The following is a 14,537-nucleotide window of genomic DNA, read 5'->3' on the forward strand; positions in this document are numbered from 1 at the left end:
GGCTGGCTGTCGTGAGCCCCCGAGGTCAACACTGCCGTGCGGGGAGGTGCAGTGAGCGCTCAGCTCAGGCTGTGCAACCAGTTTGCCAGTTTCTCGTGGGCGCTGCCGGGCTCGGGTCTGGCGGGGGCGAGCAGGTGGTAGCCGGTGCCATCAGGAACGAAGCCGAGCGGGGCTGCCAGTAGCCCAGCCTCCAGGTCGTCACACACCAGCCGGCAGGGGCCTATGGCGACGCCAAGGCCCGCCACGGCTGCCTGCAGGCTGAAGTAGAAGTGTTCGAAGGTCTGGGTCGGTGCCTCGTCATTCAGGGGTTGCCCTGCATTCTCCTGCCAGCGTGACCAGGCATCCGGGCGCGTCTTGGTGTGCAGGCGGGGGGCCGAGGGACGCAGGGCGGATTCTTCCCCTCGCGGCTCGAAAAACTGCGCCACCTTGCCCGGCTGGCAGACAGGCCCGGTCAGCTCCTCGAACAGCAGCTGGCTGTGCAGATCCTCGGGCCAGTCGAAGTCATTGCGCCGGATGGCGAGATCGATGCCGCTGCCAAAGCTGAGGGCACCGCCCCCCGCCATCAGGTGGACGTCCAGCTCGGGGTGCAGGGCCTGGAAGGCCGGCCAGCGCGGGATCAGCCAGCGCATCAGCAGGGTGGGCTCGCAGGAGAGCACCAGCGACTGGGGCTTGCTCTGCTGGCGCAGCGCCTGGGCCGTCTCCCGGATCTGGCCCAGCCCCTCCCTGACCGCCAGATAGAGCCGGTCGCCCGCCTCGGTCAGAAAGACCCGGCGCTGGCGCCGCTCGAACAGCCTGACGCCCAGATCTTCCTCCAGCAGGCGCACCGCCCGGCTGATGGCGCCATGGGTGAGGTGCAGCTCGTCGGCGGCGCGACCGAAGTGCTCGGTGCGGGCCGCCACCTCGAAGCAGCGCAGGGCCGTCAGGGAGGGTAGCGACAGGCTTTTCTGTGAATTTTTCTCACCGTTCATGTCAGAAGTTATCGTTCGTCATTGGGGTTAATGCGAAATAAAATAGCCGATATCCCAAGTGATCAGGACTATTTTCATGACCGAACTGTTAGCCGTAGTCGCCATTACCTTCTTTGCCGTCATCAGCCCGGGCCCCGATTTTGCCATGGTGTCGCGCAACAGCCTGTTGCTCTCCCGTCGCACCGGCGTGCTGACGGCGATCGGCATCGCGGCCGGGGTCTGCGTCCACGTGAGCTACACCCTGCTGGGGGTGGGCCTGCTTATCCAGCAGTCCTTCTGGCTGTTCAACCTCATCAAGCTGGCGGGGGCGGCCTACCTCATCTTCCTCGGCATCAAGATGCTGCGGGCCCAGCCCGCGACCGGTGAAGAGATGGCCAGTCAGCCAGCCCTCTCCAGCCTGGGGGCACTGCGCACCGGGTTTCTGACCAATGTGCTCAACCCCAAGACCACCATCTTCATCGTCAGCCTCTTCATGCAGGTGGTGCAGCCGCAGACGCCGCTGGCGGTTCAGCTCGGCTACGGCGCCTTCATAGTGCTGGCCCATGCCCTCTGGTTCAGCGCCGTGGCGCTCTTCTTCTCCAGCGAGTCGGTACGGGCTCGTCTGCTGGCGGTGCGCCACTGGATCGACCGGGTGTTTGGCGGTCTGCTGGTGGGATTCGGCATGCTGCTGGCACTGACCCAGCAATCACGCTGAGGGGAAGGGGGCTGGTCCCCCTTATCTACCCTCGACTGTAGGGGCTTGTTTTTCATGCCTTGGCGCTCGCTTTTCGGTAGAATTGCCGCTCATTTAGAAGTCAGATGAGGCGCGGTATGACGGTCAGGTTCCAGGCATTTCACAGCATCAAGGCGATTGGCAATCGGGAGGTGCTGTTCAACTGGTCCAGGACCAACCCCCTCGGCGCCCTGGATCAGGTGTGGCGCCCGAAGAATCGCGACGAGCTGCAGGCGCTGCTGCGTGAATACCCGGCGCGCAAGCTGCGGCTGATCGGCTCCGGCCTCTCCTTCGAACCCATTCACAGCGTCTATGCCGAGGGCAGTCAGGCGCTGCTGGTGGATTTGCACCATCTGCGCGGCCAGCTGGCGAAAACCGCCGATACCGTCACCTACCAGGCGGGCACGCCCCTCGATACCGTCTATGGGGATCTCATCGCCATGGATCGGATGCTGCCCGCGTCCCCCGGCGTCATCGGCATCCAGACCCTGGGGGGCGCGCTCAGCACAGGCACCCACGGCCAGGGGCTGCACCAGTCCTCCCTGTGCGATGCGGTGGAAGCCCTGACGGTGATGCTGGCCAATGGGGACATCATTGAAGTGGATCGCACCGATCCGCGCTTCGGCGCCTTCGTGATGGGCATGGGCATGCTAGGTGTGCTGCTCGACGTGCGCCTTCGCACTGTGCCAAATCGCATCATGCGCTGCACCAAGTTCACCACCGACTACCCCTTCCTGCTGGAACACAACGAGCGGCTCAACCGCGAACACGGCTTCGTGAAGAGCTGGTGGTTCGCCTGGACCGGCGAGAGCCACATCTGGCTGGTGGATCCCGCCTCCGAGGAGGAGGTGGCCCGTTACCGCGCCGGGGGTAGCGAGCCACTGCTGCTGGAGGAGGACGTTGGCAGCGCCATGAACGCCGCACTCAATGACACCATAGACGCCACCCTGCAGAAGATGGCGCGGGACACCAAGGACGAGGCGCGGGCCGGGGAGCATTTCGAGACGGTGCGCCGCTTCAAGGATGCCTCTGACCTGGTGGGCAACGTCTACCAGATCCTCTGCAAGGGGATACCGGCGCCCCAGATCAACTGCGAGGTGGCTGTGCCCCTCGAGCGGATGCAGGAGGCGCTCGAGATCCTGCAGCACTGGCAGGAGCGCAACCCGGGAGCGCTGCATTACCCCTTCATATTGCGCTGCACCGGCCCCTCCGAGGCCTGGCTTAGCGCCGCCTATGGCAAGTCGGTGTGCTGGATAGGGTTCCTGGTCTATCTGGCTGCGGACGGCACCTTCGTGGGCGGCTCCATGGAGCAGATGCGCGAGCTGCAGCAACTGCTGGTGCCGCTCGGCGGTACGCCGCATTTTGGCAAGCACCTGGCGATGGATCTCTACGACTTCCCGACCCTGCTGCCGCGCTGGCACGACTTCCTGGCCCTCAAGGCCGAGCTCGACCCCCATGGCCGCTTCGAGAACCGCTGGCTCGGCGAACTGTTCGCCAACCGGTGAGGATGGCCCCTTGGAAAGGGGCGATATTTTTTCTCCCTTCTCCCCTGGTGGGAGAGGGGTTGGGGAGGAGGGGAAGAGACAGCCTCTTCAAGCCCCATGACGACAGGCGCTAAGGATGTGACATGACAGACCCACAAGACACCAGAATCCCCGTGACTCTGCTGACCGGCTTCCTCGGCAGCGGCAAGACCACCTTGCTCAACCACTGGGTCAAGCAGCCGGAGCTCGGCGAGTGCGCCGTGCTGATCAACGAGTTCGGCTCTGTGGGGCTGGATCATCACCTGGTACAGCAGGTGGACGAGCAGGTGGTGCTGCTCGATTCCGGCTGCATCTGCTGCTCGGTGCAGGGCTCCTTGGTGGAGGCGTTGCAGGGACTCTTTATGAAGGCCATTCAGCGCAAGATAAAGCCGTTCAAGCGGCTGATTATCGAGACCACGGGCCTGGCGGATCCCGCGCCCGTGCTCTTTACCCTCAAGGAAGAGGGCTTCATCGCCCAGCGCTACCGCTTCGATGGCACAGTGACAGTGGTGGATGCCGGTCATATAGAGCAGCAGCTCGGCCAGCAATACGAGGCGGTCAAGCAGGTGGCGCTGGCGGATCTGCTGGTGGTGAGCAAGGGGGACCTGGTGGAGGAAGAGACCCTGGTGCGGGTCGAAAGCCAGCTGGCCTCACTCAACCCGGCGGCCCCCATCGAGCGGGTCAGCAACGGCGAGCTCTCGCCTGCGGTGCTGGAGAAGCTCGGCGCCTACAACGAGGCGGCGGGGCGCGACCTGCGCCAGCTGCTGGCCTGGCTGCGCACCGAGTCACCCCGGCAGGGGCTGGCATCTCCCATGCAGCCGAAGATGCAGCCCTTTGTCGCCAAGGTAGGCACGGCCGCGCCGACCCATTTCGAGCATGGCAACATAGAGAGCTTCTCCCTGCGCATCGGCGAGCCGCTCAAGCCGTCCCGCCTGCTGGCCGCCATCGATGCGGTGCAGGGGCAGTATGGCGACGCCCTGCTGCGCCTCAAGGGGATCTTGCAGCTGGAGGGAGAGAGCCAGCCCGTGGTGATCCACGGGGTGCACGGCCAGCTCTATCCGTTGCAGGCCCTGGGGGAGTGGCCCGAGGGCAAGGCCCAGTCCCGGCTGGTGTTCATCGTGAAGAGCCAGGACAAGGCGGGGATAGAGCGGTTGTTCCTTGATACGCTCAAGGCCCCGGAGCCCAGTCTGGAAGAGCAGCTCAGAGCCATGCTCGGCCAGCCGGATGCCTGATATGCTGATATGACCCGCGCCCGTGCGGGTCTTTTCTTATCTGTTGAGGAGACAAAGACTCATGCCTGACAGCACACACATGGTGACTCCCGCCCAACGCAAGTGGCTACCCTGGCTGACCGCGGTCGGCTTCTTCATGCAGACGCTGGATGGCACCATACTCAACACCGCCCTGCCCAGCATGGCAGAGGCCCTGGGGGAGAGCCCGCTGCAGATGCAGTCGGTGATCATCGCCTACATGCTGACGGTGGCCCTGCTCATTCCCGCCTCCGGCTGGCTGGCGGACAGGTTCGGCACCCGCCGCGTCTACCTGGCGGCCATACTGCTGTTTACCCTGGGCTCCCTGGCCTGTGCGGCCGCCAATACCCTGCCCATGCTGGTCGCCGCCCGGGTGCTGCAAGGGGTGGGCGGCGCCCTGCTGATGCCCATAGGGCGCCTTGCGGTGCTGCGGGTCTACAGCAAGCATGAGCTGTTGCGGGTGATGTCCTTCGTCACCATCCCTGGTCTGCTGGGGCCCCTCATGGGCCCGGCACTCGGGGGCTGGCTGGTGGAAGTGGCGAGCTGGCACTGGGTCTTCCTCATCAACCTGCCGGTGGGCGTGCTCGGCTTCATCGCTAGCTGGTACTTCATGCCCGATCTGCGCCAGCACACCGCCAGGTTTGACTGGCAGGGATTCGTGCTGTTCAGCGTCGGCATGGTGCTGGTGTCGGTGGGCCTGCAGGGGCTGGGGGAGCACAGCATCTCCACCGGCTGGGCCCTGTTTGCGTTGCTGTTCGGTCTGGCCGCCATGGCGAGCTACTGGCTCTATGCCGCCACAGTGGCGCAGCCGCTCTTCAGCCTGGCGCTGTTCAAGACCACCACCTTCGCCATCGGCATCTGGGGCAACCTGTTCGCCCGCCTCGGCAGTGGTGCCATGCCCTTCCTCACGCCGCTCTTCCTGCAACTGGGGCTGGGCTTCTCGCCGAGCAAGGCGGGCATGACCATGATCCCCACTGTGATAGGCGCCATGCTGACCAAGACGCTGGTGAACAAGCTGATCCCGCGCATCGGCTATCGTCGCATCCTGATCGGCAATACCCTAGCGCTGGGGGTGATGATCGCCAGCTTCTACTTCATCGACAACCAGGTGCCGCACTGGGTACTGCTGGTCTGGCTGGCGGTCTTCGGTGCCATCAACTCCCTGCAGTTCTCCGCCATGAATACGCTGACCCTGCAAGACCTGAGTGCCGAGCACGCCAGCAGCGGCAACGGCCTGCTGTCGGTGGTGATGCAGCTATCCATGAGTCTGGGGGTGGCCATCGCCGCCAGCCTGCTCGGGCTCTTCTCCGCCGGTCAGCCGGCCCAGGCGAGCGAACGCTGGCTAGGTGGCTTCCACCTCACCTATCTGTGCATAGGTTTGATGTCCATGCTGGCGGCGCTGATCTTCGCCCAGCTTGCCAGAGATAATGTGAAGGAAGGACGCCGCCAAGGTCCGGTCTGATGGCCACGCGGGTGGCGCGGCAAAAAAAGAGGGCGGCCCTGGCCGCCCTCTCTCATTGGGGGATCAGACCCTGAACTGATCGACAGCCCGGTGGAGCAGGCTCGCCTGCTCGGCCACGTTCTGGCTGGCGCGGCTGTTCTGTTCGGCCTGGGTCAGGGCGTCGTTGGCGATGTCGCGGATCACCACGGCATTGCGATTGATCTCGCTCGCCACCGAGCTCTGCTCTTCGACCGCCGTGGCTATCTGGGTGCTCATGTCCATCATCTGGTCCATCTGACGGGTGATGTTGGCGAGCTGGGTGCTTGCCTCTCCGGCGGCTTCGACGCTGCGCTCCCCCTGGGTGCGACACTCGCCGATCAGGGTGACCACGCTCTGGGTACGGGCCTGCAAGCCGGAGACTATGGCGGCAATCTCGCTGGTGCTCTGCTGGGTGCGCATGGCCAGGTTGCGCACCTCGTCGGCGACCACGGCGAAACCTCGTCCCTGCTCGCCGGCTCTGGCGGCCTCGATGGCCGCGTTGAGGGCCAGCAGGTTGGTCTGCTCGGCGATGGCCTGGATCACTTCCAGCACATTGCCCACCTGACGGCTCTCCTCGGCCAGGGCGATCACCTCCTTGCCCGAGGCCTCCAGCTTGGCGGAGAGGGAGTGGATCACCGCCATCGTGGTCTCCACGCTCTCCCGGCCCTGCTGGGCGCTCAGGTTGGTGGTACGGGCGCTCTCGGCGGCGCTTTCCGTGTTGCTGGCGATCTCCTGCACAGTGCTCTCCATCTCTGTGGCGGCGGTGGCAACCAGATCGCTCTCCTGCAACTGCTGCTGGGTACCCTCCTGAGCGGCGTTGGCGTTGCGCTGCAACTGGGCTGTGAGGCGTTCCAGATCCGTGACCGAGGAGACGACCTGGCCTATGACCTGGTTGAAGTGCTCCAGCATGGTGTCGAAGTCGCGGCCCATGGCGCCAAATTCGTCCCTGGAGCCGATGCGGGCGCGCAGGGTCAGATCGCTGCTGGCTGTGACCCGACGCATGGTGTCCGCCAGCCGTTGCAGGCCGGTCATGACGTCGCGACCGATCAGCAGGTTGAGGCCGAGGGCGGCCAGTATGCCGAGGAGGCAGAGCAGTACCATGACCCTGAGGGTGCGTTCATGGGTAGCGTCGGCTTCCCGGGTCAGGGCCTGGGTCAGGGTCATGCCCGCCTGGCGCATCTGTTCGGCGCTGCGATTTAGCTCGCCCCTCAGCCCCTCGCTGGCACTCAGACCCAGGCGTTGCTCTTCTGTGACCAGGGCGAGGAAGTTCTGGCGGTAGCGTTCCAGCAGGGCGGCGAGGGCCGGTTCACCGGCGAGCGCCTCGGCCAGGGGGGCCAGGTTCTGTTCGAACTTGGCACGATAGCTGATGTCGCGGCGCAGCATGAAGTCCTTCTCGTCCCGGCGCAGTTGCAGCATCAGCAGGCTCTCCTGCTGCTGGCCCCGGGCCTTGAGCTCCTGCTCCAGTGCGTGGATGGCCTGACGCAGGGCGCCGTAATGGCCGCTGGTGGGGGTGAGCCCTATCTTCTCCTGTTGGGCGCGCAGGGTCTCGAACTGGCGGCTGTACTCCTTGAGCTGGCTGGCAAAGCCCAGAATGTCGGCCTGCTGCGTGCCCCCATGGTCTCTTGCCATCTCGGCGAGCAGGCGGCTGGCCTGGTCACTCTGGGTGGTGAAGGCGGTGGCGGCGGCGGGGTTCCGGCTCAACAGAAACTCTCTCTCCTGCAGGGTGAGGGCGACGAGGTCGGCCTCCACCTGCTTGGCCTGCAGCATTTCGGCGTTGCTGCGCGACTCCTGCCCGGAGAAGTAAAACATGACCCCCATGACGACGGCCTGGATCCCGGCCACCAGGATGGCGGATAACACAAGTTTCTGTTTGACGTTCACGACGACCTCAAGGGGCAAAGGAGTTGGCTAGCGTATCGGCGCTGAAGATATATTCTGAAGGTGGCTTTAGCATTTTATTCCGCCGGTTTCGCGTTTGGGATTCGATGGGTTCTGTCATCCCACTGTCATGTAGCGAAATAGTCTGGCGTCGCCCCTGACCTGAGGCGGAGCTAGTGAGGGAGGGCGAGGGCGCCCGGGCGGAGGAAACCGCCCGGGCGCCCATGCTGGCGTGGATCAGGCCTGGATATCGGCCAGGATGCCGCTCGGCGTCCAGTGGAAGGGGATGGGGTCGAGGCGCTGGGAGGACTTGTCATAGCCTTGCCACAGCTCGCCCAGGGGGCGGCCATCGGTGGGATGGCGCAGGCCGGGGGCCAGCTCCGCCAGCGGCCAGAGCACGAAGGCGTTGGTGAGGATCTCGCCACGGGGCAGTACCAGAGGCTCGTCGCAGACCAGATCCCCATAGAGCAGCAGATCGAGATCCAGGGTGCGGGGGGCAAACTTCTTGGCATCCGGCTCGCGGCCGTGGGCGAACTCCATGGCCCGCAGCCGCTGGCACAGGGTCGCCAGCGGCAGGTTTGTGTCGGCGCCGACTACCAGGTTATAGAAGGGGCGGCCGTTGAAGCCTACCGCCTCGCTCTCGAACACCCGGGAAACCTGCAACTCGCCAAACTCGGCATGCAGGGCATCGAGGCCGGCCCGGATGTGGTGCTCCCGCTCGATATTGGAACCCAGGCTGATGTAGATAGGGGTCATGCAGCGCTCCCTGTTATCTGGTTCGATCCCAGGCTGATATAGATGCGGGTCATCAGCAGGCGCTCGCGGCCGGGGTCCGGTGGCGCAGGATCTCGACCCCGACGCCGGCGGCATTGGGCACGGCACCCGGCTTGGTCAGGGTGACCTTGACCCACTGCACCCGCTCGTCGGCCAGCACCAGGGCGGCCACCTGCTCGGCCATGGTTTCGACCAGCTCGACGACCTTGCTCTGGGCGTGATCACAGATCTTGCGGGAGAGGGTGGCGTAATCCAGTGCCAGATTGATATCGTCGGTTGCGGCGGCGGGTCGGTTGTCGAATCCCATCTCGAGATCGAAACAGAGCTTCTGGCGAATGCCTTTCTCCCACTCATATACCCCTATGGTGGTCAAAACCTCGAGTCCGCGAATAAACACCTTGTCCATGACAGTACTTCTTCTTTACTCTTGATGGGCTGTGAAAACAGCGCAGGGATGCAGGCCTGGCAAGCCGATTGCCGCTGGCGGCCAGTTTGGGCGACAGGCTTTCGGGCAAGCCCAGACCAGAGAATGTGGCCCGCATCATACCCCATTCATATCGTGGTAAAAACGACCAAGATGACGGCCCTGACGATTTTGATGATTATTCTGGCCTATCTGGGCGGCTCGCTGTCCAGCGCCGTGCTGGTTTCCCGCCTCACGGGTCTGCCGGATCCCCGCGACCATGGTTCCCACAACCCGGGGGCGACCAATGTGCTGCGCCTCGGTGGCCGGATGGCGGCGCTCATCGTCCTGTTGCTCGACGTGCTCAAGGGCATGGCTCCCGTCTACCTCGCCTGGTATCTGCAGATCAAGCCCGTCTACCTGGGGTTCATCGGCGTCGCTGCCTGTCTGGGCCACATGTACCCCATCTTCTTCCACTTCCGGGGGGGCAAGGGAGTCGCCACTGCGCTCGGCACCATGCTGCCCATCGGCTTTGCCATGGGGGGGGCGGCGATCGCCACCTGGCTGCTGGTACTGCTGGTGAGCGGCTACTCGTCGCTGGCTTCCATCATTACAGTGCTGCTGACCCCGCTCTTTACCTACCTGCTCAAACCGGAATATACCCTGCCGGTCTCCCTGCTCTCCTGCCTCATCCTGGTGCGCCATCACGAGAACATCACCCGCCTGCTCAGGGGTGAGGAATCTCGACTCTGGGGCCGCCGAGGCGCGGCTTCTCCCACAGAAGTGATTAAAACGAGTGACGCTGCGCAAAAAAGAGACGAACGAGACGAAAAGTGAAATTTCCCGTTGACCACCCGCCTTAAAATCCGTTTAATAGCGCCCACGCCCAGATAGCTCAGTCGGTAGAGCAGGGGATTGAAAATCCCCGTGTCGGCGGTTCGATTCCGTCTCTGGGCACCAATTTTGGTGCCATGAAAGAAAAATTTGTTCATGCACAATAGTTTAAGTGTGCCGGCTTAGCTCAGTAGGTAGAGCAACTGACTTGTAATCAGTAGGTCACCAGTTCGATTCCGGTAGCCGGCACCATTTGCCCAGATAGCTCAGTCGGTAGAGCAGGGGATTGAAAATCCCCGTGTCGGCGGTTCGATTCCGTCTCTGGGCACCACTTACAATTCCTCCTTAGTTCAGTCGGTAGAACGGCGGACTGTTAATCCGTATGTCACTGGTTCAAGTCCAGTAGGAGGAGCCATTTCAAAAAGACCCTTGTCGCAAGACAAGGGTCTTTTTTTATGTGCTCGATAATCCCATGGCTCCTCAGGCAGCCGCCGGCACCCGCATTTCAGGGCATGGAAGACCCGCTATCGAGTGAAAACGTTTTTCTGCTGAAAGCCGAGAAGTGCATGAAAAACAAGCAGTAAAATGGGCGGTAAATAGCCTGCGCTTAAGGTCCTGTACATGATTTCACCTATAAAATGGAGACCACATATAACAAGGGCCTAACGCCCGCCATTTAGTATTGATGAGGCTATAAATGAACTTAAGACTGACCCCTGTCTGGATTGCACTGGCATTGGCAACCACAGCCGCTCACGCTACCGACGACATCTACTTTGGTGCCGGTGTCGGTGCCGCTCACTTCAACGGCCTGAACAACGCTGCCGTCGAAACCGGCACTGAAGATGCCGCCGCGACCAACCTCTTCATGGGTTACAACTTCAACGAGACCTTCGGTGCCGAACTGGGTTACCAGTACGCTGGCCGTGGTAGTGCCGATGGTGAGCGTTACGAGAACCAGGGCGCGACCCTGTCCGGTATCGCCCGTCTGCCCCTTGGCGAAGATTTCTCCCTGTTCGGTGAAGCGGGTGCCTACTGGGCTCATACCGACGGCCTGGACAACAGCGACACCCGCGTCTCTCCGCTGGCCGGCGTCGGTCTGACCTACAAGCTGAACGATGCCCTGGATCTGCAGGCGCGCTACCGCTACATGTGGGACGTGGCCGATCTGACCACCTCCACCGGTGAGCAGTACAAATCCAACCAGAGCGTAGCGACGCTGGAAGCCGTATATCACCCGTTCCGCACCTCCTACGTTGAGCCTGTAGCTGCTCCTGTAGTAGCAGAAGCGGCCCCTGTGGTTGTCGAGAAGAACTTTTCCCTGAACTCCGACGTGCTGTTTGCCTTTGGCAAGGCAGATCTGAAGCCGGAAGGGGTGGAAGCCCTGAGCGGTCTGTACCAGCAGATCGTTGAATTCCAGCCGAAGGATGGCAGCGCCATCGTCGTTGGTTACACCGACCGTATAGGTTCCGATGCCCAGAACCAGCAGCTCTCCGAAGCCCGTGCCCGTACCGTGGCCGACTTCCTGGTGAGCCAGGGGCTGGCCACCAGCAAGATCGCCATCGAGGGCCGCGGTGAAGCCGACCCTGTCACCGGCACCCAGTGTGACGGCGTCAAGGGCAAGAACGAGCTGATCTCCTGCCTGGCACCAGATCGCCGTGTCGAAGTCCGCGTCTCCGGCGTGCAGGAAGTACAGCAATAAGCTGACGTCAGCTCAGCTGATGTGAAGAGGGGATGCCATGGCATCCCCTTTTGCTTGTCCAAGCCTCTCGCTTCCCGGATGGGCGAGGCCGCCTGGCACGGCGATCCTGGCGCCTGATTCCTCTTCAGTCCCGCGACAACTTGTCGCACCCCGCCCCTTATACCTTCCCTGTCAGTGAGTTACAGCCATCCTCTCGGCTAGTATGATGGCGTGACCGGCCTGTGCCCCCGTTTTCCTGCGAACTGGCCGCTCTCTTTGGGCGTGCAGGCTTCTGATCCTCTCCCTCGGCACTCCTGGGAGGGACAAATCCATGATCGAGGTAATCTATGAATGCGACTGAGCTGTGGCAGCTTTCTCCCGAACAATTCAACGAGTGGCGACGGGAGAATGACTATCCATTGATCTGGGAGTTGCTGGTGGCCTCGCTGCCCCATTTCGACGACTGGATGACAGAGCAGAAAATAGAGAAAAGCGTCATCTTCCAGATCGGCATAGCCCGCTTCATCAGCTCGCGATCCGTGCTCAGCCTCTGCGTCTACATGAGCGACGACAAGATAAGGCTCTATGAGACCGCCTCGAGCGCGCTGGAGTCCCTGCGCAAGAGCGGCCTCGTCCGCTCCGAGACGCGCTTCGAGCCCTATGCCATGTGGCTGGCCGCCAGGCATGGCAAAGCCGAGGTGAAGCGGGTGCAGAGCCTGCTCTCCGTCTCCGAGAACAACAAGGGGGAGGCCCAGGTGCTGGGCAAGCATCGGCTGCTCAACATCGGTGGCGTCGAGCTCAAGAGCCCCATCATCTCCGGCCGTCTGCTAGACTTCACCTGCCTCGACGAGCTCTCGCTGGATGGCGCCGTCAACAACTCCAAGGTCTATCTGTGGCACTGCTCGGCCAAGGGGGTGAGGGTCAATGGCGGGGTGATCGGGCTCGATCTGTTCGATTCCCTGCTGTGGGATCACAGGGCCTGGGCCAAGAAGCGGGAGCTGGCGCTGGAGGACGGGGTGTTTCAGGACTTCACCATAGAGTGCGAGGAGATCCGCTTTCACTCCTCCCGGGCCGTGCTGAAAAACTTCAACGTCAGTGCCAAGAACTTCGATGCCACCATGGAGCACACCAATCTGGACAAGGTGCAGGTGGTCTACAACGAGAATGGCCGGATCGATCACAACGAGGCCAGCAAGCTGTACCGCAATGCCAAGCGCATCTTCTCCAGCGTGGGGGACACCGTCGATGCCGGTGAATGCTATTACAAGGAGAAGCTGCACGAGATGAAATCCCTGGCAAGCCCGAGGGAGCTGTTCAGGGAGCGCTGGCTGCGCAGCGGCCTGATGACGAAGGGGTGGCTCTCCCTGCTGTGCTACCTCAAGTGCGCCAGCAAGTTTGTCAGCTTCATTACCTGGGGATTTGGCGAGCGGCCGATAAGAAGTCTGCTGATGTCGATGGGGGTCATATTGCTGGCGACCCTGACCTACTTCCTGGCGCCTGAGTCCGTGACCCATGGCCACCTGGGGCGTTCCCTCTACTTCAGCATAGTGACCTTCGTGACCCTGGGTTACGGCGATATCTCCCAGACTTCCTCTCCCCTCCAGTTGTTGTCGGCCATAGAGGCGTTCTGCGGCATGTTTCTGACCGGCCTCTTCCTCGCCGGCTTTGCTTCAAAGACCAAGCAGTATTGACGATAGCGCTGGCGGCGGTGCACCACTTGCCCCGCCGCCAGGGACTGGCCAACCGCCAGAACCCGCCAGCACGGCGGGGATGGCGTTCTTCCTTGACGCACCGGCAGTGGAGCGACTTTATTTAGAGTCATGGGTCGCGCTTGCTATGGATGGCGCACCGAATGTTGCACGAGAAAAAAACAAGGGAGCGAGAGCGGTATCGACCAGTCCACAATCGAAGCAGAGAAGGAATAACGCTATGATATTGAATCACTTATGGGGATTGTATGCGCATCCTCACACCGAATGGCATACCATAGACGAGAGACATGACAGTTTCCGAAACAGTCTGACTCATATCCTGATCGTGGCCCTTATCCCGCCCATCTGTGCCTATTATTCCGCCGTGCACATAGGTTGGAGCATTGGCGTCGGTGAGCCAATCACCCTGACCGCGAACAGCGCCCTCATGCTGTCGATCGCCATGTACGTGACGCTCATCATCGGCGTTCTCGCGCTCTCCTATCTGGTGCACTGGATGGGCCATACCTTCGGTTCGGATCCCAGCTACACGACGTCGCTAGAGCTCGCGGCCTACACCTCCACGCCGCTGTTCATGGTCGGTTTCTCCGCGTTCTTCCCGCACCTCTGGTTCATGATGATCATCGGACTCATCGGGCTCAGCTACTCGGTGTACCTGCTCTATGTGGGGGTGCCTATTCTGATGCACATCCCCAAGGAGCAGGGGTTCATCTACGCCAGCTCTGTGGTCACCGTCGGTCTGGTGCTGCTGGTCTGCGTGCTGGCAGCCACGGCCATTCTTTGGGGATCCGGCTTTGGCCCCGTGTTTACCCATTAGCCGCTGACGAACCTGCAGAAACGACAAGGGCGCCTCTATGGCGCCTTTGTCATGGGGCTCACTCACGCTTTCTGGCCGGGTTGTGGCAACCGGACGGAGTGAAAGCGTTGGTCGCGAGGCCGGGATCAGCGCGGGTTGCCGCTGCCGATGCCAAAGGGGATTCGGTAGTCGCTGCTCTGGTCCCCCAGGCTCACTGTCAGGTTGCCCTGGGCGCGGCTCGGGATCTGCACCTGCTGAGTGCCCATCAGGTTGGCGTGGACTGAGGCCACGAGATCACCAGACTCGTCGCGTACTTCCAGCATGGGGTTGGCCTTGCCAACCATGGTCGCGCTGGCGTGCCAGTTCACGAACAATACGCCAGGGGCGGCATTGAAATCGGCAGGAACCGAAGCCTGGGCAACACCGGCAGTCATCAGGCCTGCGACGGCCAGCATCTTGATTAGGTTTTTCATGTTCATTCACTCTCTTGATTTTTATGTCATTGGCAAGGCCGGAGAGGCCCGCA

General features: G+C 62.4%; 13 protein-coding genes and 4 tRNA genes. 12 read left to right on the plus strand and 5 right to left on the minus strand.

Annotated features, from left to right (window positions below; translation table 11 throughout):
• Positions 1-59: 59 nt before the first annotated feature.
• The gene (locus tag G4923_RS15045; protein ID WP_163137554.1) at positions 60-968 is read right to left on the minus strand and encodes a LysR family transcriptional regulator; all 909 of its coding nucleotides are present in this window, start codon (positions 966-968) and stop codon (positions 60-62) included.
• A gap of 76 nt (positions 969-1,044) precedes the next feature.
• Here G4923_RS15045 and G4923_RS15050 point away from each other — a divergent pair, with 76 nt between their 5' ends.
• From G4923_RS15050 to mdtD, 4 genes are all read left to right on the plus strand, one after another.
• Positions 1,045-1,662: a LysE family transporter gene (locus G4923_RS15050; RefSeq protein ID WP_163137555.1), complete on the plus strand. Its 618-nt coding sequence runs from the start codon at positions 1,045-1,047 to the stop codon at positions 1,660-1,662.
• A gap of 116 nt (positions 1,663-1,778) precedes the next feature.
• Positions 1,779-3,185: a D-arabinono-1,4-lactone oxidase gene (locus tag G4923_RS15055; RefSeq protein WP_163137556.1), complete on the plus strand. Its 1,407-nt coding sequence runs from the start codon at positions 1,779-1,781 to the stop codon at positions 3,183-3,185.
• Positions 3,186-3,307: 122 nt separating this feature from the next.
• Complete coding sequence (locus G4923_RS15060) at positions 3,308-4,435, plus strand: CobW family GTP-binding protein (RefSeq protein WP_163137557.1); 1,128 nt, start codon at positions 3,308-3,310, stop codon at positions 4,433-4,435.
• A gap of 61 nt (positions 4,436-4,496) precedes the next feature.
• Positions 4,497-5,915: a multidrug transporter subunit MdtD gene (mdtD, locus tag G4923_RS15065; protein WP_163137558.1), complete on the plus strand. Its 1,419-nt coding sequence runs from the start codon at positions 4,497-4,499 to the stop codon at positions 5,913-5,915.
• 63 nt (positions 5,916-5,978) lie between these two features.
• Here mdtD and G4923_RS15070 read toward each other — a convergent pair whose 3' ends face one another.
• The 3 genes from G4923_RS15070 to folB all read right to left on the minus strand — a co-directional run bounded on the left by G4923_RS15070 (position 5,979) and on the right by folB (position 8,991).
• Positions 5,979-7,751 carry a methyl-accepting chemotaxis protein gene (locus G4923_RS15070; protein ID WP_163137682.1) on the minus strand — a complete coding sequence of 591 codons (1,773 nt, stop codon included), beginning with the start codon at positions 7,749-7,751 and terminating at the stop codon, positions 5,979-5,981.
• Between the two features lie 297 nt (positions 7,752-8,048).
• A complete protein-coding gene (gene folK / locus G4923_RS15075) occupies positions 8,049-8,567 on the minus strand; it encodes a 2-amino-4-hydroxy-6-hydroxymethyldihydropteridine diphosphokinase (RefSeq protein ID WP_163137559.1) in 519 nt (172 codons plus the stop codon).
• Between the two features lie 52 nt (positions 8,568-8,619).
• Positions 8,620-8,991 (minus strand): dihydroneopterin aldolase, encoded by a 372-nt coding sequence (folB, locus tag G4923_RS15080; protein WP_106885677.1) that lies wholly within the window; start codon positions 8,989-8,991, stop codon positions 8,620-8,622.
• 171 nt (positions 8,992-9,162) lie between these two features.
• Between folB and plsY the strand changes: the two genes are divergently transcribed.
• From plsY to G4923_RS15120, 8 genes are all read left to right on the plus strand, one after another.
• Entirely contained in the window at positions 9,163-9,825 is a 663-nt protein-coding gene (plsY, locus tag G4923_RS15085) for a glycerol-3-phosphate 1-O-acyltransferase PlsY (protein ID WP_159392282.1), read from the plus strand.
• A gap of 47 nt (positions 9,826-9,872) precedes the next feature.
• Positions 9,873-9,948, plus strand: a tRNA-Phe gene (locus tag G4923_RS15090).
• Positions 9,949-9,998: 50 nt separating this feature from the next.
• A tRNA-Thr gene (locus G4923_RS15095) sits at positions 9,999-10,074 on the plus strand.
• A 3-nt stretch (positions 10,075-10,077) separates the two neighbouring features.
• Positions 10,078-10,153 (plus strand) — tRNA-Phe (locus G4923_RS15100).
• 8 nt (positions 10,154-10,161) lie between these two features.
• A tRNA-Asn gene (locus G4923_RS15105) sits at positions 10,162-10,237 on the plus strand.
• A 282-nt stretch (positions 10,238-10,519) separates the two neighbouring features.
• The gene (locus tag G4923_RS15110) at positions 10,520-11,524 is read left to right on the plus strand and encodes an OmpA family protein (protein ID WP_111911078.1); all 1,005 of its coding nucleotides are present in this window, start codon (positions 10,520-10,522) and stop codon (positions 11,522-11,524) included.
• Positions 11,525-11,850: 326 nt separating this feature from the next.
• Positions 11,851-13,194, plus strand: a complete 1,344-nt coding sequence (locus G4923_RS15115) for a potassium channel family protein (RefSeq protein WP_111911076.1) — start codon at positions 11,851-11,853, stop codon at positions 13,192-13,194.
• 238 nt (positions 13,195-13,432) lie between these two features.
• Positions 13,433-14,032 carry a Yip1 family protein gene (locus G4923_RS15120; RefSeq protein ID WP_106885681.1) on the plus strand — a complete coding sequence of 200 codons (600 nt, stop codon included), beginning with the start codon at positions 13,433-13,435 and terminating at the stop codon, positions 14,030-14,032.
• 125 nt (positions 14,033-14,157) lie between these two features.
• Here G4923_RS15120 and G4923_RS15125 read toward each other — a convergent pair whose 3' ends face one another.
• On the minus strand, positions 14,158-14,490 hold the full coding sequence (locus G4923_RS15125) for a hypothetical protein (protein WP_163137560.1): 333 nt from the start codon (positions 14,488-14,490) through the stop codon (positions 14,158-14,160).
• Positions 14,491-14,537: the final 47 nt, after the last annotated feature.

Origin of the sequence: Aeromonas rivipollensis (assembly GCF_010974825.1) — a bacterium.
Lineage (GTDB): Bacteria > Pseudomonadota > Gammaproteobacteria > Enterobacterales > Aeromonadaceae > Aeromonas > Aeromonas rivipollensis.

Bases quoted from the DNA above. Each gene is read 5' to 3' on its own strand.
- G4923_RS15045 (WP_163137554.1), bottom strand. From the start codon at position 968: ATGAACGGTGAGAAAAATTCACAGAAAAGCCTGTCGCTACCCTCCCTG.
- G4923_RS15050 (WP_163137555.1), top strand. From the start codon at position 1,045: ATGACCGAACTGTTAGCCGTAGTCGCCATTACCTTCTTTGCCGTCATC.
- G4923_RS15055 (WP_163137556.1), top strand. From the start codon at position 1,779: ATGACGGTCAGGTTCCAGGCATTTCACAGCATCAAGGCGATTGGCAAT.
- G4923_RS15060 (WP_163137557.1), top strand. From the start codon at position 3,308: ATGACAGACCCACAAGACACCAGAATCCCCGTGACTCTGCTGACCGGC.
- mdtD (WP_163137558.1), top strand. From the start codon at position 4,497: ATGCCTGACAGCACACACATGGTGACTCCCGCCCAACGCAAGTGGCTA.
- G4923_RS15070 (WP_163137682.1), bottom strand. From the start codon at position 7,751: ATGGGGGTCATGTTTTACTTCTCCGGGCAGGAGTCGCGCAGCAACGCC.
- folK (WP_163137559.1), bottom strand. From the start codon at position 8,567: ATGACCCCTATCTACATCAGCCTGGGTTCCAATATCGAGCGGGAGCAC.
- folB (WP_106885677.1), bottom strand. From the start codon at position 8,991: ATGGACAAGGTGTTTATTCGCGGACTCGAGGTTTTGACCACCATAGGG.
- plsY (WP_159392282.1), top strand. From the start codon at position 9,163: ATGACGGCCCTGACGATTTTGATGATTATTCTGGCCTATCTGGGCGGC.
- G4923_RS15110 (WP_111911078.1), top strand. From the start codon at position 10,520: ATGAACTTAAGACTGACCCCTGTCTGGATTGCACTGGCATTGGCAACC.
- G4923_RS15115 (WP_111911076.1), top strand. From the start codon at position 11,851: ATGAATGCGACTGAGCTGTGGCAGCTTTCTCCCGAACAATTCAACGAG.
- G4923_RS15120 (WP_106885681.1), top strand. From the start codon at position 13,433: ATGATATTGAATCACTTATGGGGATTGTATGCGCATCCTCACACCGAA.
- G4923_RS15125 (WP_163137560.1), bottom strand. From the start codon at position 14,490: ATGAACATGAAAAACCTAATCAAGATGCTGGCCGTCGCAGGCCTGATG.